This is a genomic window from Novosphingobium rosa NBRC 15208, assembly GCF_001598555.1.
In the GTDB taxonomy this organism is placed as follows: domain Bacteria; phylum Pseudomonadota; class Alphaproteobacteria; order Sphingomonadales; family Sphingomonadaceae; genus Novosphingobium; species Novosphingobium rosa.
This window is the reverse complement of record NZ_BCZE01000006.1, coordinates 24,033-43,948: the sequence shown is the minus strand read 5'-3', so window position 1 is coordinate 43,948 and position 19,916 is coordinate 24,033. Positions and strand designations below refer to the sequence as shown.

Genomic DNA, 19,916 nt, shown 5'->3' with positions numbered 1-19,916 from the left:
GTTAAAGCCTGCGGCGCTATGAATCCGTGCCTGCCCGATAGGTTGCGCGCGACGCAGACAGTAAAGGGAGCGCGAGGGCGATGGCCCTCGCATCTTCTCTTCACTTCTGCCTTCCCTCAAGCTACCTGCCACAGCCTGCAACTCCCAAAAACAGGCGCATATCCATGGCTGACATCCTGATCCTCACCACCGGCGGCACGATCGACAAGGTCTATTTCGATGCCTTGTCGGAGTTTCAGGTGGGTGACACGATGGTCACGCGGCTGATGGAGATCGGTCTGGTGAAGCATGATGTGCGCGTGCAGGAAATCTGCCGCAAGGACAGCCTTGAGCTGGACGACAATGACCGCGCCGCCCTGCGCCATGCCATTGAAAGCGCACCGGAAAGCCGCATCGTCATCACCCATGGCACGGACACCATGACCGACACGGCGGCGGTGCTGAAGGACATTCCGGGCAAGACCGTCTGCATGCTGGGCGCGCTGAGCCCCGCGCGTTTTGCCGAAAGCGATGCGACCTTCAATCTCGGCATGGCCTTTGGCGTGGTGCAGAGCGCCGCGCCGGGCATCTGGATCGCGATGAATGGCACGGTGTTCGATGCGTCCAAGGTGCGCAAGGATCGCAGCATCGGCGCTTTCGTGTCGATCTGATCGCGCTGGCGTGAAGGTGGGGCGCTGTGATGCGGCGCCACTGCCCTTGCGCCGGGAGACGTGATGGGAGCGCGAGGGGATAGCCCCCTCGCATTTCTCTTTCTTGTTGATCGACAAATCCGCTCACAGATCGCATTTCAACCAATTTTTCAAATCAGTCGCGTCGCGGCATAAGGTCTCCATCACGCAGACGATGGAACTTCAGACGATGACCAGCCTTCCTTTTGACATGGCTCACTCCGCCCGCCCTGTCCGCACCGCCAGCCGCGCGATTGCTCTGCACCGCCGCCCGGATCAGGTGAATGGTGGTCTGTGGCGCGCTCTGCCGCTGGCTTTCGCCATCAGCGCGGGGCTGTGGGGCATGGGGGCCAGCATCGCCATCGCGGCGCTGCATCACCTCTGAGCCGTCAGGCCGGGGTTGAGGTTGGGCGGCCTACGCCGCCAGCCGCCGCCCGAACAGGTCCATATTGGCCTCGCCCCAGTCCTTCAGCGCCATGATGATCGGCGAGAGGGACAGCCCACGATCCGACAGCGAATAATCCACCCGGGGCGGCACTTGCGCAAAGACCTCGCGGTGGATCAGGCCGTCGGCTTCCAGCTCCCGCAACTGATTGGTCAGCATGCGCTGGGTGATGCCGCCCACCATCCGGCGCAGCGCGTTGAAGCGGATGGGCCCGTCCAGAAGATGGTAGAGGATCACGGCCTTCCACTTGCCGTCGATCAGGCTGACAGCGGCCTCCACCGCGCAGCCGGGCGTGCAATCGAGGCGGGAATGGCGGGCCTTCACCATTGTGTAGCGGCCATCTGCGCGGCGACCATCTGACAGTATCCTTTTTGACACTATAGGCGTTTTTTGTGCTTATGGCATAATGCGGGGCCATGGGTAAGATCGTTTCACATTCAGGTGAAAGGAGTCTTGCCATGCGCGCCATTGGTTATGCCCAGCCCGGTTCCCTCGATCGAGCGGATGCGCTGATCGATATCGACTTGCCACAGCCAGTGCCGCAGGGGCGCGACATTCTGGTCAGGGTGAGGGCGGTGTCGGTCAATCCGGTGGATACGAAGGTGCGCCGTGGCGCCGGGCCGTTCGGGGGGGCGGACTGGCGCGTGCTGGGCTGGGATGCTGCCGGTGTGGTGGAGGCGGTGGGGCCGCTTGCAACGCGCTTAGGGATTGGCGATGTGGTCTACTACGCCGGCAGCATCTCACGCGATGGCAGCAATGCCGAATATCAGCTGGTCGATGAGCGGATCGTAGGGCGGAAGCCCCAAAGTCTGGACTGGGCGCAGGCCGCCGCCCTGCCTTTGACCGCCATCACCGCATGGGAAGCCCTGTTCGACAGGCTGCGCGTGCGCGATGCCGTGCCTGGCGCGGCGCCGGCGGTGCTGGTGATCGGCGGCGCGGGCGGGGTGGGGTCCATCGCGATCCAGCTGCTGCGCGCGCTGACCGATCTGACCGTGATCGCCACCGCCTCGCGCGCCGAAACGCAGGATTGGGTGCGGGAGCTGGGCGCGCATCATGTGCTCGATCATGGTCAGCCGCTGGCGGCGCAAGTGGCGGCGCTGGGGCTGGGCGCCCCTGGGCTGGTGTTCTCCACCACCCATACCGACCAGCATCTGGCCGAGGTGGTTGAGCTGATCGCGCCTCAGGGCCGTTTCGCGCTGATCGACGATCCGGATGCTCTCGATATCATGCCCTTCAAGCGCAAGGCGGTCTCGGTGCATTGGGAGTTCATGTTCACCCGGCCTGTGTTTGAAACCGCCGATATCGAGGAGCAGGCCAAACTGCTCGATGCTGTCGCCGATCTGGTCGATGCGGGCAAGATCCGCAGCACGCTGACCGATGTGATGCGCCCCATCGATGCCGCCAACCTCAGGCAGGCCCATGCCTTGCTGGAGAGCAACCGGATGCGCGGCAAGCTGGTGCTGGAAGGCTGGCCCGATTAACTCAACGCTGCCTTAACGGCGGCCCCGGCATGCAGCGCGGTGGTGTCGAACACCGGCACCGCGCTGTCCTGCGGGCCGACCAGCAGCATGATCTCGGTGCAGCCAAGGATGATGGCCTGAGCGCCGCGTTCCACAAGGCGGGCGATCACCGCGCGATAGGCTTCGCGTGAGGCTTCCAGCACCTGACCCGCCACCAGCTCCTGATAGATGATGCGGTGGACGGTGGCGCGGTCCTCGGCCTCGGGCACGATCACGTCGAGGCCGTGGCGCTCCGTCAGGCGGCCCTTGTAGAAGTCCTGCTCCATCGTGAAGGCGGTGCCCAGCAGGCCGACCTTGGTCAGGCCCTGAGCGCGGATCGCCTCCGCCGTGGGGTCGGCGATGTGGAGCAGGGGGATGGAGACTGCCGCCTCCACCGCGCCCGCCAGTCTGTGCATGGTGTTGGTGCAGATCAGCAGCAGATCGGCGCCTGCCGCTTCAAGGCGCTGCGCGGCATCGGCCAGCTTCTCGCCCAGTGCATCCCATTGGCCATCATGCTGCAGCTTTTCGATCTCGGAAAAATCGAAGGACCACAGCAGGCAGCGCGCCGAAGCCGTCGGCCCCAGCGCATCGCGCACGCCCTCATTGAGGATGCGATAGTATTCGGCGGAGCTTTCCCAGCTCATGCCGCCGATCAGGCCGATGGTGCGCATCAGTGCTGGAACCTGTCGAGCCACATCACCAGCCTTGTCGCCAGCGCGATGCGCATATCCGAAAAGCTGTGATCGGTGGGCAGGGTTTCGGCGTCCATCTGCCTGGCCCCGGCCTTGCGCGCGGCCTGAGCCGCAGCGGCGGCCATGGTGCCGATGCCGCGCTGCGCCCCGATCAGCGCCAGCGGTCGCCCGGCCAGAGCGGGGACTGTGGCGACCAGATCGAGGCTGGGCCCGGCATGCTCCACCTCATCCATGATCGCCTGCTCGCTGGTGCCGGCCAGCGGGGGCATATCGCCGCGCACCTCGTCGTTGAGGAAATCCTCGCGGGCGCTGGGTTTGGAGAAGCTGCGGCCGATGGCGGCGAAATCGGCGGGGTCGATCAGGAAGGCGCCCAGCACTTGGCGGTCGTCCGCCGCCACGCGCGCGGCCACCATGCCGCCCATGCTGTGCCCGGCCACGGCAATGCGCGAGGGATCGATGCGGAATTTGATGATCGTGTCGCGCTGGCGCACGAAAGCCAGGGCATGGGCGCCATCCTCCGCGCAATGGGCGAAGGAGAAGCTGCCCGGGCTGCCCCATGAGCCGCGATAATGCAGCGTCAGCACATTCCATCCGGCGCGGCGCGCGGCCTGCGCCAGATCGAGGTTCTGCTCATTGCCCGGAAAGCCGTGGAACAGCAGCAGCGTGGGATGCGGTCCGGTGCCGGCGGCGGTGTACATCACCGCATTGAGCGCGCCTTCGGGCACGGGAATGACGAAAGCGGACATGCTGGCGGGATGGGCGGTATCGCGCGGCGGATCGGCGGTGACGGCGGCCGGGGCGGGAGCGGGCATCGTCGCCGCTTGCGCGATGGTGGAGGTGGCCAGCAGAAAAGGAAGAAGAACCAAGCGCATCGATGCCCCCTGTGATGATCTCCGGCGCACCGTGCGGCATGGTTTTCCGGCTGGCAAGAGGCGGTTGCGGTTTGATCGCAAAGGCTTTGCGACCAGTTGAGTGCAGCCATGGAACATGGCCCGCGTCCGGCTCTTTCCTAAGGTGAAGGATGAGCCTTCGTCCGATCCGAGATCCATGAGGAGACAGACTATGAGTTCGACCACAGACCGTATTTCGGGCGCCGCCAATTCCGCCATCGGCAAGGTGAAGGAAGCCATCGGCAAGGAAACCGGTGACGCTGAACTGGCCGCCAAGGGCGCCGCTCAGGACGCCAAGGGCAAGGTGCAGTCCGCCACCGGCAAGGCCAAGGACGCGGTCAAGGACGTGATCGACCGCTAAAGGTCGAAGCGTCAAGGATCGACCTGAGCCGGGTCTCGAGGCAGGTTCCCCCTTCCTGCCCGCCCGGCTCCGGCATCCATTGGTTGCGGTGTTTCCCCCCTGTTTCGCCGTGACCATCGGCCCCGCCTGCCCAGGCGGGGCCTTTTGCTTGGGGGCGCGCCAGAGGGAAAGTTTGAGGCCAGTCGCTTCAGGCCAGTCGCAAAGCGGCGTTCAAGGAAGCCGCGACGCCACAATGGCGCGTTCCAGCGCGATGGAATCGAGCGGCTTGGTCACCACCGGCACCTTGGGGCCATGCGCCCATGGCACCTCGCCATAGCCGGTCGAGAAGGCATAGGGCGTGCCATTGCCTTGCAGCACGTCGGCGATGGGCTGGCTGCTCTCATTGCCCAGATTGACGTCGAGCAGGGCGAATTCATAGGTGTTGGCCGCGATCAGGCTGAGCGCCTGCGCCACATTGTTGGCCAGATCGACCGCCTGCGCGCCCAGCGCCAGCAGTTGGTCCTCTGCTTCCATGCCGATGATGATGTTGTCCTCCACCACCAGGGCGCGCTGCGACAGCAGGCTGGCGGCGGGAACAGAACCCGGCGATCCCGTGGGCGAGGGGGTTGGCGTATCATTCATGAATTGCACCCTTTCGGCGGGGATGGTGAACTGGGCCTCAAGGCCCTGAGCATGGAAGGTAACGCGCGCATGGCCGGAGAGTTCGTGCGGGATCGAGCGTTCGACGATGGCCATCGCCATGCGGTCATGCCAGGCGCCGCCCTCGCTCTCGATCCCCGCGCCGCCATGTTCGCGCCATGAAAGGGTGAGGTCTCCCGCTTCGGTCTGCGCGAAATCGACCTGCACCTGCCCCTCGGGCGTGGCCAGGGCGGTGCTGTGGGCGACCAGCTCATGGATCACCACCGCCAGCGTGGTGAAGGCGGAGGGGCGGATCAGCACCTGCGGCCCGGCGATGGTCAGCGCGCCATGGGTTTCCGGAAAGGCGGCCCGCACGGTTTCATGGATCAGCGGGCCCAGCGGGAAGGGCGCCCAGCTGGTGGCATTGACCTGATCGTGGGCGCGGGCCAGCGTGGCGATGCGCGCGCTGACCCGGCTGCAGAAATCGGCCAGCGTGGCCGCGCTGCGCTGGCCCTGGCTGACCATCGCCCCGATCATGTTGAGCGAATTGCGCACGCGGTGATTGAGTTCGGCGATCAGATCCTGCTGACGGCGGGCGGCGGCTTCCCTTTCGGCATTGGAAGCATCGAGCAGTTGCAGGATCACCTCGATCAGCGTGACGCGCAGCTTTTCGGCAATCGCCTTCTCATCGCCGGACCATGGTCTGGACTGGCGGCGGCGCTCTTCCTTCCACAGGGCGAAGCTCTTGCGCGGGGTCAAGCGGTCACCCAAAGGACCGGGGGCCTGCTTGGGCGCGCCGGGGTCGCCCGCCCACAGCACCTCATGGGCATATTCGCGGCGGAACAGCACAAGGAAATCGCGCGGCACGCGCGAGACGGGCACGGCCAGCAGGCCGCAGACGCGGTCTCCGAAAGCCTGCGCCGGGGGATAGACCTGCGCCAGATGATGCGTCGACCAGCAGGCGCCATTGCCCGTGGTGTTGAGGAAGCGCGCCAGATCGAGAAACTGCGCCTGGCTGGGCGTCTGCCCCAGCGAGACATAATCGCCCGCCACATAGCCGACGATGCCGTCGAAGGGGATCACCTGACCGATCAGATCGGCAAAGCGGTCGAAATTGGCGAGCAGCGAGCCGCCATGGGCGACCTGCGCCGTCAGATCGTCATGCAGCCGCGTGGCGGTTTCGTGCTGGGCCAGCGTGGTGCGGATTTCCATCTGCTCCAGCAGGCCGGAGAAGAACTCGCCGAAGAGTTCCGCTGCCGTGCGCGTGGCATAGGGCAGGTTGAGCGGCGCATAATGATGGCAGGCGAACAGCCCCCACAGCTTGCCGCCGCGCAGGATCGAAACCGACATGGAGGCCCTGACCCCCATGTTGCGCAAATATTCGATATGGATCGGCGAGACGGCGCGCAGCCCGCTGGGCGTCAGGTCCAGCGGCTGGCCATCGGCATCCAGAGCCGGCTGGATCGGCACGGGCGTGGCGTCGATGTCGGCGATGATGCGCAGCAGGTTCTGCGTGTAGAGCTTGCGCGCCTGTTTCGGAATGTCGGAAGCGGGGAAATGCAGGCCGAGGAAGCTGTCGATCTGGTCGCCGCGCGCTTCGGCCACCACCTCGCCCGCGCCGGTCTCGTCGAAGCGGTAGACCTTTACCCGGTCGAAGCCGGTCAGGCGGCGCATCTGGCGGGCGGCGATGTCGCACAATTCATCGAGGGTGGAGGCCTGACGCGCGGCATCGAACATCGGGCGCACCAGCGAGAGATAATCCCGCGCCATGCCCTGATGCGCGGGCTCGATCTCCAGCACGAATTGCCGCCCGGCGCGGTAGAGCGCCACATCGAAAGGGCGTCCGCTGGGCGTCAGCGGCAGGCTGAAGAGCCGTTCGACCTGACCGGGTTGCAGTTCGGACAGTCTCTGGCGGATCTGGTCGACGGCGGCGGGGGTGAAGAAGCTGGCGGCGGGGTGGCCCAGTGCTTCCTGCGCCGGACGGCCCAGCAGGGCCTCGCAATTGGCCGAGGCGCGGGCCACGATCCAGTCGCTGGAGAGCGCCACCAGATAGCCGAAGGGCTGGATGCCGCCGATGATGTGGATCGGCTCGAGATCGCAGCTGTTCAGATCGACGCCCTGATCGGGATAGGTCAGGGTCATGAGGGGCACGCAGCCCCGGGGGCAGGCATGGTTTCGGCCAGATGCAGCCCTTGCTCGAAAGCGGCGAAGCTGGCGCGGGCGGTGGCCAGCGCGGCCTCTCGCCCGGCATCCGACCAAGCGTGGTCGCGAAGCGCCTTGACCAGCGGTTGCCACAACGTGCGCAGGCTGGTGTCTTCCATATAGCGGCTGAAGCCGGGCGTGCCGGGCGACCAATAGCCCTGCGTGCGCAGCACCGCCGTGCCCAGCCGCGATCCGATCAGCACATAGGCCGCGCCCGCCGCGCCATCATCGGTCAGGGCAGGCAGAGCGGGCAGCGGCGCGGCGGCGCCCAGATCGGCCAGATCCTGCGCCACCATCGCCTGCACATCGGGCATCACCAGATCAAGCTCATCCTGAAGGAAGCGCGCCGCCAGCGGGGCGACAGCCTGAAGCCCGATGGCATGGGCGGTCAGAAAGCGGGCCATGCCGCCATGGGTGGCGAGGTCGCAGGCGCCCAGCTTGGCGTCCAGCCGCTCATGATCTTCGCGCGTGCCCAGCCTGAGGACATGCCGTAAGTCCTCAGGGCGCATATCCTGTGGCGCCATGACGGACATCGGGGTTTCGGGCATTGCAACCTTCGCTTTCGGTACCGTACCTGAAGCAGAATGCATCAGGAGCCCAAAGGCTCCCTTCTACGGAAAATTCCGGGGAAGCGTTTCGGACGGGTTGCTTACGGGATCGCGCGGGGCCTGTCTCCCCGGAAGATGGGCGCGATGCGACAACAAAACTAGACCATCAGCGCCAGCAGATCCTGCAACCGCGCCTTGGCGAAGCCCACCGAAATGTCCGAGATGCCATAGGGGATCAGCAGCTGATCCTTGCCCAGCAGCAGCGCGCCGCAGGTGTAGACCACATTGGGCACATAGCCCGCGCGGTCGGCATTCTCGGCGGTCAACACCGGCTCGCGCACGCGGCCGATGATGCGCGAGGGATCATCGCGGTCCAGCAGCACGCAGCCCAGCGCATATTTGCGCATCGCCCCCACGCCATGGGTGAAGAGCAGCCAGCCGGCATCGGTCAGGATCGGGCTGCCGCAATTGCCGATCTGGATGAACTCCCAGGGATATTCGGGCTCCATCAGCAGCACGCCCTCATCGTCCCAGCGGTCGATCCGGTCCGACTTGAGGAGGTAGAGGTTCTTGCCGTCCTGGCGGCCGACCATCATATACTGCCCGCCGATCTTCTGCGGGAAGAGCGCCATGCCCTTGTTGCGCCCGGCGCGGCCCTGCACCGGCTCCAGCGTGAAGCGGCGGAAATCGCGCGTGCGCAGCAATTCGCTGCGGATCGAGCGGCCCGAATAGGCGGTGTAGGTGCCCACCCATTCGATGTCGCCATCGCCATGGTCGAGCCGGACCAGGCGCAGATCCTCCAGCCCGTTGGCCTGCTGTTCGGTGATGGGGAAGATCACCGTGTTGGACAGGCTGCTTTCGGGATGGCGCTCCACCTGCACGGGGGCGTCCTCATCCTGAATGCCCAGCCCATGGTCGCAGCGCTGCACGGCGGTGGCGAAAGCGCTTTCGGGCCAGAGGGAAAAGCTGCCCCCCTCTTTCATGGTGCTTTCGCTGGCGATCCCCTCGCGGAAGGCGACCGAGCTGATATGCCCTTCACCCACCGCGCGCAGCGAGAGGATGAAGCGCACCGTGCCCTCCTTCATCCCGCTCTGGTCGGGATGGGGCACGATGGAGGGGTTCATCAGGGCCGCTGCGGCATAGGTGTATTCATGGCAGAAATAGGCGCCGATCAGCTTGCGGCGCGTGGAGGAAAACTCCGCCACGCACAGATCGCGGCGGCCCAGTTCCAGCGCGATGGCCACCTCCTCGAAACGGGCCTCGAACATATGTTCGGTCTGCCAGTGGCGGTCGAGGAAGTCGTGGAGGACGAGTGCATATTCGCGTTCCACCCGCGCCTCATCCAGCCCGGCGACATCGCGCACAAGACGCAAGGCGCGCCCCTCGGGCGCGCCTGCTCCCTGCCACCCCAGATGGAAGGGGCGCAGCACGACCCGCGTGGGGTCGGCATGAAGTCTCTCATCAAGAATATGCAGCGGATTGCGCGAGAGGACGTGCAACTGTTTGTCCAAGGTCGATCCCCTTGATGGGCGTCTGGCTGGCCGTGGAAACGGCTTGTGATTGAAGCTGCGGCGGCTGAAGCCGGCGCAGCAGGCGCGACAGGCTGTGATGGCCAAGCTGGAAGGCCAGTATTGATTCCGCGCCCGAATTTTCGTTACGCCCTCGCGGCGTTACACCGTCCCGGCACCGTCCGGTGGCGAGATCGGCCAGCACGACGCCGCGGTCATTGGCGCCGAAGAACCATTGATACACCTGCCGGGCCTGATCGGTCCACCCCCTGTCGCCGGTTGCGACGAAAGCGCTATGCGCGGCCTCGATGGCGGCCTGCGCTTCAAGCGGTTGTTGGTCAAAGGGTTGCCATGTGCCCTGACGGCCAAAGCTTTCCGAGCCGATGGGGCGGAAATGGCCCTGAATGCCGGTCTGGCAGCGGCTGATCCAGCCCAGCGTTTCCAGCCCGATGGCCAGCCAGTTCTTTTCGCCCAGCAGGTGCCCAGCCTCGATCAGCACCTGGCACAGGCGCGGATTGTCATAGCCCAGCACCGCCTCGAACCACGCCCAGTCCGGGCGGCGGGTCTTGTCGAGCAGATGGGCCAGCATGTTGCAGCTGTCGATCACCATGTCGCGCGCCGCGCCATGGCGGTGACCGGCGCGCATCAGCGCCAGCGCGCCCAGCGCGGCGAAACCCATGGCGCGGGGGCTCTGCAGGGGCTCGATGCTGGCGATCACCGTGTCGAAGAGGTCGAGCGCCCAGGCCTTGATGTCGGGCAGGGGCGAATGCTCCACCGTATGGCCCAGCGCCCAGAGCGCGCGGCCATTGGAATCCTCCGAACCCTCGGTTTCGCACCAGGTCCGGTCGAAGTTCATGAAGTTGCGGAAGCGGCCCTTTTCCGGGTTCCAGGCATATTGGATGAAGGCGGCGTAGCAGATGCTCCAGCGCAGGCGCTCGCTTTCGCTGAGCGAGGTGGAGACATTCATCAGCATCAGCGCGCGGGCGTTGTCATCCAAACAATAGCCATGGTGGCGATCCGGCACGATGCCGACAGAGTGCTGCAGCATCCCCGTGGCATCGCTCATGGCGAAGACGGCGGAGAGGCCCGGCACCATCTGCGGCGACACCGGCTGGGGCGAGGGGGCCACGGTCGAGCGCACCAGCGCCGCCCCGGCCTTGGCGAATTGCGGCCAGATCGTCTGGCGGCCACGCTGATAGGCGCGCAGCTTGGTGGCCATCAACGCCTTGGGATCGTCGAGCAGGGCGTTCACCGCCTGGGCGATGGCTTCGGGCGCATTGCTGTCGATCAGGCGGCCCACGCCATCGGTCAGCAGTTCGCGCGCATGGACATAGGGCGTGGAGACCACCGCCTTGCCCAGCGCCACCGCATAGCTGAGCGTGCCCGAGGTGGACTGGCCCAGATTGAGGTAGGGCGTGATGTAGATATCGCAGGCCTCGAGCTGGTCGAGCAGCTCATCGGTATCGAGGAAGCGGTTTTCCCAGACGATATGCCTGGCCACGCCCAGCTCCTGCGCGCGGGCGATCAGGCCCTCGCGGTAGCTTTCGCCATCGCGGGCCAGCAGCACCGGATGGGTAGCGCCCAGAATGCGATAGACCACGTTCGGGTGCCGCGCGATGATCGCGGGCAGCGCCTCGATCACCTGTTCCAGACCCTTGCCGGGGCCGAGCAGTCCGAAGGTGGTCAGCACCTGCTTGCCATCCAGCGCCATGCGGGCCTTGGCGCCTTCCTCGCCGCCGAAGGGGCGGTCGGGCGCGCCATGTTCGATGATCTCGATCAGCGCGGGGTCGGCCTTGTAGGCGCAGGCCAGCAGATCGGCGCCATGGCGCGACATCACCATCACCTTGCTGGCGCGGGTCAGCAGATGCTCGGTGACGGCGCGCTGCCCTTGCGAAGGCTCGGCCAGCACGGTGTGGAAGGTGATGAGCACCGGGGCGGCCACGCCATCGACCAGCTCGCGCACCAGATCGCCATCGGGACCGCCAAAGATGCCGAACTCATGCTGCAGCCAGACCACATCGGCGCCGCTTTCGTTGATCAGCCGCGCGGCGCGGGCATAGGCCTCGGCATTGTCGGCCTCGATGGTGCGGACATGGTCTTCATAGCTCAGGCCGGAACCCTGCTGGTCGAGCGCATAGACATCGACGTCGATGTCGGGGATGAAGGCGGCCAGCTTCTCGCGGATGTCGCAGGTGAAGGTGGCGATGCCGCAGCGACGCGGGGTGTAGGTGCCGATCAGCGCCACGCGCAGGCGGGGCTTGCGGGTTTCCGGGGCGAAGAGATCGACCACGTCGGCAACGGTGTAATCGGAAAGGGTCTGATCGCGCAGGCTGGGGAAGTCATGGGTCATCGGGGGCTTCCCTCTGGCGGCGATCCGGTTGATCCGGGGCTCATCTCGACAATGGGTCAGCGATGGCGGAGTTCCACGCTATTCCGGCAAAAACCGACCTTTGGTATGATGTTTGCGACCAAGGCATGGTCGCAGGTCCGAAGGGTATGATCAGGCGAACCATGCCCGTGGTTTTTCCACGCCGGTGCGGGCCTTTGCGGGCGGTTTTGAGGGGATGGAGATCAGCCTGCCGCGATCATTTGATCTTCTTGGCGATCTTGGCCATCAGGTTTTCGAATTCCGGCGGTACGCCTTCATCCACGGCGGCATTGTAGAAGTCGCGGATGTCCTTGCCCCATCCGGTCTGCTCGAGCAGCTTGTCGGAGCTTTCGGGTGGCTTGCCGCCAAACAGGGAAGGGCTGGTATCGGGCACGGTCAGCTTCCAGTCGAGAAATCATCATGGCATGGCGGCGACTGTATCGCCGTAACAACCCTTGGCGAGATTATCGCCAAAGAACGGCGTTACGAGCAAAATCGCAGCGCCATGCCCTGAAATCGGAATGTTGTCCCCCGGCGAATGTTCCGCATTGCACAACGGCTGGGCGCAAGCGGCATGCGCCGGGGCGAGCAGGATCAGGCATTCAGATTAGAGCCGAAGAACAGCGCCTGGCTGATGGTGGTCAGCACGGTTTCCTCGCGGAAGGGCTTGCTGATCAGCAGGGTGGGCTCCAGCCCCTCGCCGGTCAGCAGCTTTTCGGGGAAGGCGGTGATGAAGATCACCGGCACCGGGCCGATTTTCAGAATGTCCTCGATGGCATCGATGCCCGAGCTGCCATCGGCCAGCTGAATGTCGCTGAGCACCAGCGTGGGGCGGTGCAGCGCATAGGCTTCACGCGCCTGCGAGGCGGTGGTGGCGCTGGCGACGATGCGATGGCCCGCGCTGCTGACGATATCGGCCAGATGGGTGGAGATCAGCGGCTCATCCTCGATGATGAGCACATCGGCCACATTGTCACGCGCGATATCGGCCAGCGCTTCCTTCACCAGCTCCTCGGCTTCCTCATCCGAGACGGCCAGGATCTGCGCGGTTTCGGGGATCGAGAAATCCTCCAGCTGGCTGAGCAGCAGGGCCTGGCGGCGCAGCGTGGAGACGCGGCCCAGCTGCGAGGGGCTGCCATCTTCCGGCCCGGCGCCATCGCGGCCCACATCGGGGTCCACCGAGGTCCAGACGCCGGTGAAGGCATGATAAAGGCCGACGCGGCTCTGCGAGATGCGCTCCAGCAGATCGGCGTCTTCCAGCGCGGCGTTCAGCGTCATGCGCACCAGATTGTCGCCCATCGACTGCGATCCGGTCACCGCGCGGGCATAGCGGCGCAGATAGGGCAGGGAGGATGCCAGAGCCTGGGTCGGAGATGTTTGGGCAGTGGGGTTGGGGCGATCCGAAGTAAGCGGCATCAAACGATCCTTGATCCTGGCAGGACAGCCACGCTCCGGCGTCAGGCCTCTGCCGATCGTGCTGATAGGACGCCGATCTGCGGAAATTCCCCCTGCGCGCCCGGGCGCTGTCTTGAAGCTTTACGATTTTGCCGCCCGCTTGTTCCGCCTCATGCCGCGCAGCCGGGAGAAAATTATTTTTTGTATCAGCCGATCCTTGCGCGGAACCCCGGATTTCTGCGGTTCTGGCAGGGGTGGCGAAGGGGTCGAACCGTGCAACGGGCTGGATATGCTGCGGAACCTATGCCGATCCCGGCCATTGAAGGGTTAACACAGACGACGGGAGACACCCCATGATCGAGCAGACGATCGAACAGAACAAGCAGCTCGCTCCCCAGCCGAATGCTGTGGCCAGCGGCGCCAGGATCCAGGGCAAGATCGAAGGCGATCCGCTTTCGGACGCCGATTTCCACAAGGAACTCACCGCCGCCATTCCGCATCTGCGCGCCTTCGCCCGCATGCTCTGCGGCGACCGCGACCGGGCCGACGATCTGGCTCAGGAAACGCTGATGAAGGCCTGGGCCGCGCGCGACCGCTATGTGGCGGGCAGCAGCTTCCGCGCCTGGACCTACACCATCCTGCGCCATCACTATTTCGGTCAGGTCCGCCGCGAACGCTTCGTGGGCGAATATGACGAGACCGAGGCCGAGCGCATCCTCAACATCCAGGGCTCGCAGGAAGGCCGCCTCGAAGCCGCCGACGTGCTGCGCGCTCTGGCCACGCTGCCCGCCGCCCAGCGCGAGGTGCTGGTGCTGGTCTCCATCGGCAGCGTCAGCTACGAGGAAATCGCCGAAATCTGCGGCGTGGCGCTGGGGACGGTGAAGAGCCGCATCGCCCGCGCCCGTGCGGCGCTCTCCGCCGCCATCGACAGCGGCGTGCTGCCCGATGCCCGCAGCAGCTTCGTGCTGAAGGGCGAAGTGCTCGACGCTTTCCTTGAGGAGCTGCGCAAGGTCGCTCCGCCTCATATCATCGCTCGACTGGCAGCCTGACCCTTCCTGCCAGCGCAACCGGCGGCGTCCTTTCGGGGACGGCCGCCGGTTTTCGTTTGGGCGGTTCAAGCCGCCGCGAAGGCCAGATGGATCAGCGGATAAGGTCTTCCTTGGCCATCAAGGGCAGAACGGCCTGTCCGCCTGAAGCCCATGCGCTCATAAAAGCCCAGGGCCTGGTGGTTCTGCTCGTTGACATCGGTCGTCATGCCGGGGTGCAGCGCAAGGCCATGCCGTACCAGCGCGGCGCCGATCCCCGTCCCGCGATGCGCCGGATCGACGAACAGGGCTTCCATATGCCCATCGTCGATCAGCATGAAGGCCAGAGGAACATCCTCGGCATCCACCGCCAGCCAAAGCTGCGCCTGAGGCAGGAAGCCGCACACCAGATCATCCAGTGCAAGGCGATCCTCGCGGGTGAGAAAATCATGCGTGGCGTCCACGGCGGCGCGCCAGATGGCGATGATGCGCGGGCTGTCCCCGGGGCGCGAAAGTCGGATCATGGTCATGAGGGCGCGTTACAAAAGCGCGGCCTGCTCCGCCACACTTTCAGCGCAAAGGCGCAACCAGTTCCGCCCGCAGGCCCGGCGCGGTGTTGGTGACGGTCAGCTTGCTGCCCAAAGCCTCGCTCATGGTGCGGATCAGTTGCGAGCCCAGACCTGTGCCCTTGGAAGGGGCGGCGGGATCGTAACCGCGCCCATCGTCCTCCACCGCCAGACGGTATGCAGCATCGCCCTGCGCCTGCAGATGGATGCGCACCTCGCCCGGCTCATGCTCGGCATAGGCGTATTTGCAGGCGTTGCTGACCAGTTCGTTGATCAGAATGCCCAAAGTGACCGCCACGGAAGCCGGCAGCACCAGCGGATCGACGAAGACCCGCATCACGCGCGGCGAGGCCTCGCTCGAAAAGCTGCCCGCCAGATCCTCGGCCAGACCCAGTACATAGCTGTCCATCGCGATGGTGGTGGAGGCGCCGCCCACGTAAAGCTGGCGATGCACGCGCCCCACGGCATGGATGCGCTGGCGGATGTCGCGCAGCATGGCCTGCGCTTCCTCGCCCCGGGCGATGCGCGATTGCAGCGTCACCACGGCGGAGACCATCTGCAGGCTGTTGGCGACGCGATGGTTCATCTCGCCCAGCATGGCTTCCAGCTTGATGTTGGTTTCACGCAGCTGCTGTTCGGCCAGCTCCTTCTCGATCAGCGTCTGGCGCGCGGCCAGAGCCTGCCCGATGGTGCGGGTGAGCAGATCGAAGAAATCCTCGCTGACGGTCTTGATGACATAATCGACCGCGCCCGCCTTCAGCGCCGCCACCGCGATGCTGGTCTCTTCCGAGCCGGTCACATAGATCACGGCGGGCGGATTGGGCAGCGCCATCAGCTGGTCGAGCGTCTCCAGCCCGTTCTGCTCCGGCATATAGTGATCGAGCGCGACCACATCGAACGTATGCCCCGCTTCTTCCTGTGCGCGTGCCAGCGCCACGCCCTGCCTGCCGCTGTCGCAGGTGGTGACATCGAAACCCTCGCGCCCCAGCCGCCGCTTGGCGAGCAGGCACAGGCCCTCGTCATCGTCGATATAGAGCAGGCGTGGCCTGGCAGACATCGGGGGTGACGGCATCAGAGCCCGGCGTCCGGCACCTGGATCACCGAGAGGAACAGGCCCAGCTGGCGGATGGCGGCGGCGAAATTCTCGTAATTCACCGGCTTGGTGATGTAGACATTGCAGCCCAGATCGTAGCAGCGCTCGATCTCATGCTTGTCGTCGGTGGTGGTCAACACCACCACGGGGGTGCGGCGCAGATGCTCCTCGGACTTGATCTTCGTCAGGATGTCGATCCCGCTCATGTCCGGCAGGTTGAGGTCCAGCAGGATCAGCGCCGGGCCATTGTGCAGCGGGCCTTGGGGAGCGTTGAAGATGAACTCCAGCGCGTCATGGCCGTTGGAAAGATGAACGATCTCGTTGGAAATCCCGGCGCGGCGGATGTTCTTCTCGATCAGCAAGGCATGGCCTTCATCGTCCTCGATCATGATGATGGTGACGCTGTGATGGGTCTGGTGCGTGGTCATGGCTGGGGGGAGCTTTGCGATCCGGAGTGATGACGGGGCAGGTGTATGGTGAAGATGGCACCCTTGCCAAGCGCGGAATCGAGCGTGACCGTGCCATCCAGCCGATAGGCCAGCGCGCGCACATGGGCCAGCCCGATGCCCTCGCCGGGCCGGTCCTGCTGGCCGGAGCGGCGGAACAGGTCGAAGACGCGCTCATGATCGCGCGGGTCGATGCCCCGGCCCTGGTCGGCCACGCTGATCTCGATATGCTCGCCGACTGCGCGGCCCGCGATGCGGATCTGCGGCGGGGCGGCGCCCGCGCCATATTTCAGCGCATTTTCGACCAGATTGGCGATCATCTGCTCCAGCCCCATGCGGTCGCTGAAGATGCGGGGCAGGGGGGAGGCGATCTCCACCTGCGCGCCGGTCTCCTCGATCCGCATATGCAGCGTGTCGATCACGCCCTGCACCACTGTGTCCATATCGAGCCATTCCGGCGCGATCTCCCGCCGCCCGAGGCGCGAAAGGCGCAGAATGGCATTGATCAACCGGTCCATCTTCTCGGTGGAGGTGCGGATGAAGCGGATGGCCTCGGGCAGATCCTCGCGGATGATGGTGACGGTGGCCGGGGCGATGGTGTCGGGGCGTTCTTCCTGCGCCTTGTCCAGCAGGCTGGTCAGCGTCCGGGTGGCGGTCTCCATTTCGGCGGTGAAGCCCATCACATTGACCAGCGGCGAACGCAGATCGTGGCTGACGATATAGGCGAAGCGCTGGATCTCGCTGTTGGCGCGTTTCAGCTCGGCGGTGCGTTCCTGCACGGCGGCTTCCAGACCGGTGTTGGCCATGCGCAGCGCCTGGCGCTGGGCATCGATCTCACGCGTGTAGGTCTGGATGGTGGTGAAGGTCAGCGTGCCCATCGCCACCAGCAACAGGCCGGTCAGGCCCAAGGCGATGTAGAAGCCCCGCTCGATGCCATGCTGGCGGGCGCTGCGATAGGCCAGCAACTGGTCCTCATGTGTTTGCATCGCGCGGGTGATGCGGAAGATCAGATTGTTGGGCCGATCAACCAGCGCGCCCGTTATCAGAGCGCCTTGGACGGGCAGCCCCGCCTGCACTTCGATCTGCGCCGCGATGGCGGTGAGCAGCGGGATGCGGGCCTGCTGGCGCGGATTGTCGGCGGTCAGCATGGCCAGTCGCGCGATGCTCTGATCGAGTTGGGTGCGTGCCGCGGTGAGCGGCCCCTCGCTCTCGATGGTCAGATCCTGATTGCGGCGCAGATTGGCGGCCACCAGCCTGGTCGAGGCCAGCCGCAGCGCGATGATCTGGCTCTGCACCTGATAGGTATGGGCGATCAGCCTGGTCTGGCGCTGGTTCATCGCCATCAGCACGCCCGCGGAGATCACCACGCCCAGCAGCGCGGCAAAGCCCAGCCCCATGAACCGCATCAGCGAGCGGCGGAAACGGCGCTGCGCGGCCTGGCCCTGAGGCATCAGCGCAGCACCTCCTGGCAATCGGTGACGAGCCTGTCGCCCGAACCCTTGTCCTGCGCCGACAGGCTGCAGCCGCGCGCGCAGGCGAAACCGGCGGAGCGGGGGCGGCTCATGCTGGCCGCGCGCGCGTTGGCGGAGCGCAGGGCGGCAAGGCATTGCGGCCCGTCGCTGTAAGGCCCGCTGACGTGTGGCGGGGCATCGCTCATCACATCGGGATAGGTGTAGCCATGCCAGTCCTGACCGTCCGAAGGGGTGCAACCGGCCAGCAGCGCCGCGCCGGACAGTGCGGCAAACAGGCCCGGGCGACGGGGCAAACGCCATTCACGCCCCCGGTGGGCCGCCTTTCCGGCACGGAACGTCACGTCGCCATTCTCGCTATCCCCTTATCGTGGCGATGGAACATTGCTCGGGGTCTCCTGTTCCATCGACCATAGCAAGGTTTGGCGCAACTTGAGGAGACGGTACAATGGGTATCCTTATCTGGCTGTTGATCGGTGCCGTGGTCGGCTCTCTGGCAGGCATGATCATGCGCGAGAGCTTTGGACTGATCGGCAACATCGTGGTCGGCATCGTGGGTTCGGCCATTGGCGGCGCGATTTTCGCGCGTGGTGACATCAACAACAGCCCGCTGACGGTGGGCACCTTCGCGGTCTCGCTGCTGGGGGCCATCGTTTTGCTGGCCATCGTCAATCTGGTGCGTCGCGGGTCATTGACCTGAGCGGCCGCCATCACGGGGAAAATGCCATGAACAAGCTTTTGACGGGGATGGCCGCCTTGGCGCTGGTGGCGGGCGTTTCGGCCTGCTCCAAGCCTGACACGGCCTCGCAGGCTTCGGATTCGGCGCAGGCCGATGCGGCGCTGAGCAGCGCGGGCAAGGATTTGCAGGCCGGTCTCGGCAAGATCGGCGATGCGGCCAGCCACACCGCCGACAGCATCGAGGCTTCGGGCAAGGAACTGGCCAAGCAGAGCAAGGCCGCCGCCGCCGATGCGGCCAGCGATGCCAGCACGGCAGCCGCCAAGGCCTCCAAAGACCTGCGCAAGTAATCCAGCCGATTGGTGCGCAGACAGCGCCGCCGTTCCGCATCAGCGGGGCGGCGGCGTTGGCTTTTGTACGCCACGCCCTGCCGCGCACAGGCTGCGGCGCGGGACCAAATCGCCGCGTGAAGACTTGGAAACGGCATGCAGCAACCTGCGCGCCCGATGCGGCGCGCCGATGGGAGACACGCCGATGACGATGGTCGAAACCCGCGATGGCACGCAGCTTTTCGCCAAAGCCTGGGGGCAGGGCCGCCCGGTGGTGCTGATCCACGGCTGGCCGCTCTCTTCCGACAGCTGGGACCCGGTCGCCAACCGCCTCGCCGATGCCGGTTTTCAGGCCATTGCCTATGACCGGCGCGGCTTCGGCCGCTCCGACCAGCCCTCGGGCGGCTATCATTACGACACCTTCGCCGATGATCTGGCCGATGTGATGGCCCATTTCGGCGCCAGCCGCGATGTGGCGCTGGTCGGCTTCTCGATGGGCGGGGGCGAGGTGGCACGCTATATGTCGCGCCATCAGGGCAAGGGGGTCAGCCAGGTGGCGCTGATCAGCTCGGTGGTGCCCTATATGCCCAAGACCTCGGACAATCCCGAGGGCGTGCCGCTCGAGGTCTTCGACGAGATCGAGAAGGGCCTGCTGGGCGACCGCGCGCATTTCCTCGCCGGTTTCTTCAAGCAGTTCTTCGGCGTCGGCCTGCTGGAAAAGCCGGTCAGCCAGGAAGTGCTGGACAATGCCCTGCAGGTGGCGATGCGGGCGGGTCTGCGCCCCACGCTGCAGGCCGCGCGCGCCTTTGCCACCACCGATTTCCGCGGCGATCTGCCCAGCATCCATGTGCCCACGCTGATCGTCCACGGCACGGCGGACAAGACGGTGCCCATCGCCGCCACCGCGCATGAGGTGGCCGCTCGCCTGCCGCGCGCCGTGCTGGTGGAGTATGATGGCGAACCCCATGGCGTTTTCGCCACGCAGACGCGCCGCCTCTCCAACGATCTGATCGCCTTTCTCGAAGGCAGCGGCATCGTGGTCAACGAAGGCCCCACGCGGCAGGAACTGATCGACGATGCCACCGCGCAGATGGTCGTCGCGCCCTCGCTGTAAGGCG

Annotated in this window: 22 protein-coding genes; 8 read left to right on the top strand and 14 right to left on the bottom strand. The window is 65.6% G+C overall.

All coding sequences use genetic code 11. The annotated features are described in order from the left end of the window. The first annotated feature begins 164 nt into the window (after window positions 1–164). Window positions 165–650 carry an asparaginase domain-containing protein gene (locus SR3_RS02775; protein WP_068080437.1) on the top strand — a complete coding sequence of 162 codons (486 nt, stop codon included), beginning with the start codon at window positions 165–167 and terminating at the stop codon, window positions 648–650. Window positions 651–858: 208 nt separating this feature from the next. Beyond that, window positions 859–1,053 carry a hypothetical protein gene (locus SR3_RS02770; RefSeq protein ID WP_157098596.1) on the top strand — a complete coding sequence of 65 codons (195 nt, stop codon included), beginning with the start codon at window positions 859–861 and terminating at the stop codon, window positions 1,051–1,053. Window positions 1,054–1,083: 30 nt separating this feature from the next. Here SR3_RS02770 and SR3_RS02765 read toward each other — a convergent pair whose 3' ends face one another. Next, window positions 1,084–1,440, bottom strand: a complete 357-nt coding sequence (locus SR3_RS02765; RefSeq protein ID WP_068080433.1) for a winged helix-turn-helix transcriptional regulator — start codon at window positions 1,438–1,440, stop codon at window positions 1,084–1,086. Window positions 1,441–1,571: 131 nt separating this feature from the next. Between SR3_RS02765 and SR3_RS02760 the strand changes: the two genes are divergently transcribed. Next, complete coding sequence (locus SR3_RS02760; RefSeq protein ID WP_068080431.1) at window positions 1,572–2,594, top strand: zinc-binding alcohol dehydrogenase family protein; 1,023 nt, start codon at window positions 1,572–1,574, stop codon at window positions 2,592–2,594. On the opposite strand, the gene SR3_RS02755 is transcribed toward SR3_RS02760, so the two are convergent. Both SR3_RS02755 and SR3_RS02750 read right to left on the bottom strand, forming a co-directional pair. Continuing rightward, the gene (locus tag SR3_RS02755) at window positions 2,591–3,283 is read right to left on the bottom strand and encodes an aspartate/glutamate racemase family protein (protein WP_068080429.1); all 693 of its coding nucleotides are present in this window, start codon (window positions 3,281–3,283) and stop codon (window positions 2,591–2,593) included. The two genes, SR3_RS02760 and SR3_RS02755, sit on opposite strands and share 4 nt — an antisense overlap. Next, complete coding sequence (locus SR3_RS02750) at window positions 3,283–4,176, bottom strand: alpha/beta hydrolase (RefSeq protein WP_068080427.1); 894 nt, start codon at window positions 4,174–4,176, stop codon at window positions 3,283–3,285. The genes SR3_RS02755 and SR3_RS02750 overlap by 1 nt, the downstream gene beginning before the upstream one ends. 190 nt (window positions 4,177–4,366) lie before the next feature. Here SR3_RS02750 and SR3_RS02745 point away from each other — a divergent pair, with 190 nt between their 5' ends. Then, window positions 4,367–4,555, top strand: coding sequence for a CsbD family protein (locus SR3_RS02745; RefSeq protein ID WP_068080425.1), 189 nt, complete (start codon window positions 4,367–4,369; stop codon window positions 4,553–4,555). 210 nt (window positions 4,556–4,765) lie between these two features. Here SR3_RS02745 and SR3_RS02740 read toward each other — a convergent pair whose 3' ends face one another. The 6 genes from SR3_RS02740 to SR3_RS02720 form a co-directional block, all read right to left on the bottom strand. Continuing rightward, window positions 4,766–7,315 (bottom strand): HWE histidine kinase domain-containing protein, encoded by a 2,550-nt coding sequence (locus SR3_RS02740; protein WP_068080423.1) that lies wholly within the window; start codon window positions 7,313–7,315, stop codon window positions 4,766–4,768. Then, the gene (locus tag SR3_RS02735; protein ID WP_068080421.1) at window positions 7,312–7,923 is read right to left on the bottom strand and encodes a biliverdin-producing heme oxygenase; all 612 of its coding nucleotides are present in this window, start codon (window positions 7,921–7,923) and stop codon (window positions 7,312–7,314) included. The genes SR3_RS02740 and SR3_RS02735 overlap by 4 nt, the downstream gene beginning before the upstream one ends. 158 nt (window positions 7,924–8,081) lie before the next feature. Continuing rightward, window positions 8,082–9,434: a glycoside hydrolase family 130 protein gene (locus SR3_RS02730; RefSeq protein WP_068080419.1), complete on the bottom strand. Its 1,353-nt coding sequence runs from the start codon at window positions 9,432–9,434 to the stop codon at window positions 8,082–8,084. Then, window positions 9,385–11,781: a glycosyltransferase family 4 protein gene (locus tag SR3_RS02725; RefSeq protein WP_084454856.1), complete on the bottom strand. Its 2,397-nt coding sequence runs from the start codon at window positions 11,779–11,781 to the stop codon at window positions 9,385–9,387. Before SR3_RS02725 ends, SR3_RS02730 begins: the two co-directional genes overlap by 50 nt. A gap of 235 nt (window positions 11,782–12,016) precedes the next feature. After that, entirely contained in the window at window positions 12,017–12,193 is a 177-nt protein-coding gene (locus SR3_RS31080; RefSeq protein ID WP_157098594.1) for a hypothetical protein, read from the bottom strand. Between the two features lie 200 nt (window positions 12,194–12,393). Beyond that, on the bottom strand, window positions 12,394–13,215 hold the full coding sequence (locus tag SR3_RS02720) for a response regulator (RefSeq protein ID WP_068080417.1): 822 nt from the start codon (window positions 13,213–13,215) through the stop codon (window positions 12,394–12,396). 332 nt (window positions 13,216–13,547) lie between these two features. Between SR3_RS02720 and SR3_RS02715 the strand changes: the two genes are divergently transcribed. Then, on the top strand, window positions 13,548–14,243 hold the full coding sequence (locus SR3_RS02715; protein WP_084454855.1) for a sigma-70 family RNA polymerase sigma factor: 696 nt from the start codon (window positions 13,548–13,550) through the stop codon (window positions 14,241–14,243). Between the two features lie 65 nt (window positions 14,244–14,308). Here the strand turns inward: SR3_RS02715 and SR3_RS02710 are convergent, their stop codons facing one another. The 5 genes from SR3_RS02710 to SR3_RS02690 are packed head-to-tail and all read right to left on the bottom strand — an operon-like array spanning window position 14,309 to window position 18,089. Next, entirely contained in the window at window positions 14,309–14,749 is a 441-nt protein-coding gene (locus SR3_RS02710) for an acetyltransferase (RefSeq protein WP_068080415.1), read from the bottom strand. Window positions 14,750–14,789: 40 nt separating this feature from the next. Then, a complete protein-coding gene (locus SR3_RS02705) occupies window positions 14,790–15,842 on the bottom strand; it encodes a response regulator (protein WP_245653742.1) in 1,053 nt (350 codons plus the stop codon). Between the two features lie 14 nt (window positions 15,843–15,856). Continuing rightward, window positions 15,857–16,306, bottom strand: a complete 450-nt coding sequence (locus tag SR3_RS02700) for a response regulator (RefSeq protein WP_068080412.1) — start codon at window positions 16,304–16,306, stop codon at window positions 15,857–15,859. After that, complete coding sequence (locus SR3_RS02695) at window positions 16,303–17,775, bottom strand: sensor histidine kinase (protein ID WP_068080410.1); 1,473 nt, start codon at window positions 17,773–17,775, stop codon at window positions 16,303–16,305. The genes SR3_RS02700 and SR3_RS02695 overlap by 4 nt, the downstream gene beginning before the upstream one ends. Further along, the gene (locus SR3_RS02690; protein WP_068080408.1) at window positions 17,775–18,089 is read right to left on the bottom strand and encodes a hypothetical protein; all 315 of its coding nucleotides are present in this window, start codon (window positions 18,087–18,089) and stop codon (window positions 17,775–17,777) included. The genes SR3_RS02695 and SR3_RS02690 overlap by 1 nt, the downstream gene beginning before the upstream one ends. 152 nt (window positions 18,090–18,241) lie before the next feature. On the opposite strand from SR3_RS02690, the gene SR3_RS02685 reads away from it, so the two are divergent. From SR3_RS02685 to SR3_RS02675, 3 genes are all read left to right on the top strand, one after another. Continuing rightward, on the top strand, window positions 18,242–18,493 hold the full coding sequence (locus tag SR3_RS02685; protein WP_068080405.1) for a GlsB/YeaQ/YmgE family stress response membrane protein: 252 nt from the start codon (window positions 18,242–18,244) through the stop codon (window positions 18,491–18,493). A 26-nt stretch (window positions 18,494–18,519) separates the two neighbouring features. Further along, window positions 18,520–18,819: a hypothetical protein gene (locus tag SR3_RS02680; RefSeq protein ID WP_157098593.1), complete on the top strand. Its 300-nt coding sequence runs from the start codon at window positions 18,520–18,522 to the stop codon at window positions 18,817–18,819. Between the two features lie 184 nt (window positions 18,820–19,003). Then, window positions 19,004–19,912 carry an alpha/beta fold hydrolase gene (locus SR3_RS02675; protein ID WP_068080494.1) on the top strand — a complete coding sequence of 303 codons (909 nt, stop codon included), beginning with the start codon at window positions 19,004–19,006 and terminating at the stop codon, window positions 19,910–19,912. Window positions 19,913–19,916: the final 4 nt, after the last annotated feature.

Excerpts from the sequence above, each read along its gene's own strand:
- SR3_RS02765 (WP_068080433.1), bottom strand. The coding sequence starts at position 1,440 with ATGGTGAAGGCCCGCCATTCCCGCCTCGATTGCACGCCCGGCTGCGCG.
- SR3_RS02775 (WP_068080437.1), top strand. The coding sequence starts at position 165 with ATGGCTGACATCCTGATCCTCACCACCGGCGGCACGATCGACAAGGTC.
- SR3_RS02755 (WP_068080429.1), bottom strand. The coding sequence starts at position 3,283 with ATGCGCACCATCGGCCTGATCGGCGGCATGAGCTGGGAAAGCTCCGCC.
- SR3_RS02700 (WP_068080412.1), bottom strand. The coding sequence starts at position 16,306 with ATGACCACGCACCAGACCCATCACAGCGTCACCATCATCATGATCGAG.
- SR3_RS02680 (WP_157098593.1), top strand. The coding sequence starts at position 18,520 with ATGAACAAGCTTTTGACGGGGATGGCCGCCTTGGCGCTGGTGGCGGGC.
- SR3_RS02750 (WP_068080427.1), bottom strand. The coding sequence starts at position 4,176 with ATGCGCTTGGTTCTTCTTCCTTTTCTGCTGGCCACCTCCACCATCGCG.
- SR3_RS02695 (WP_068080410.1), bottom strand. The coding sequence starts at position 17,775 with ATGCCTCAGGGCCAGGCCGCGCAGCGCCGTTTCCGCCGCTCGCTGATG.
- SR3_RS02685 (WP_068080405.1), top strand. The coding sequence starts at position 18,242 with ATGGGTATCCTTATCTGGCTGTTGATCGGTGCCGTGGTCGGCTCTCTG.
- SR3_RS02710 (WP_068080415.1), bottom strand. The coding sequence starts at position 14,749 with ATGACCATGATCCGACTTTCGCGCCCCGGGGACAGCCCGCGCATCATC.
- SR3_RS02725 (WP_084454856.1), bottom strand. The coding sequence starts at position 11,781 with ATGACCCATGACTTCCCCAGCCTGCGCGATCAGACCCTTTCCGATTAC.
- SR3_RS02770 (WP_157098596.1), top strand. The coding sequence starts at position 859 with ATGACCAGCCTTCCTTTTGACATGGCTCACTCCGCCCGCCCTGTCCGC.
- SR3_RS02720 (WP_068080417.1), bottom strand. The coding sequence starts at position 13,215 with ATGCCGCTTACTTCGGATCGCCCCAACCCCACTGCCCAAACATCTCCG.
- SR3_RS02760 (WP_068080431.1), top strand. The coding sequence starts at position 1,572 with ATGCGCGCCATTGGTTATGCCCAGCCCGGTTCCCTCGATCGAGCGGAT.
- SR3_RS02735 (WP_068080421.1), bottom strand. The coding sequence starts at position 7,923 with ATGCCCGAAACCCCGATGTCCGTCATGGCGCCACAGGATATGCGCCCT.
- SR3_RS02705 (WP_245653742.1), bottom strand. The coding sequence starts at position 15,842 with ATGTCTGCCAGGCCACGCCTGCTCTATATCGACGATGACGAGGGCCTG.
- SR3_RS02745 (WP_068080425.1), top strand. The coding sequence starts at position 4,367 with ATGAGTTCGACCACAGACCGTATTTCGGGCGCCGCCAATTCCGCCATC.
- SR3_RS02675 (WP_068080494.1), top strand. The coding sequence starts at position 19,004 with ATGACGATGGTCGAAACCCGCGATGGCACGCAGCTTTTCGCCAAAGCC.
- SR3_RS02715 (WP_084454855.1), top strand. The coding sequence starts at position 13,548 with ATGATCGAGCAGACGATCGAACAGAACAAGCAGCTCGCTCCCCAGCCG.
- SR3_RS02740 (WP_068080423.1), bottom strand. The coding sequence starts at position 7,315 with ATGACCCTGACCTATCCCGATCAGGGCGTCGATCTGAACAGCTGCGAT.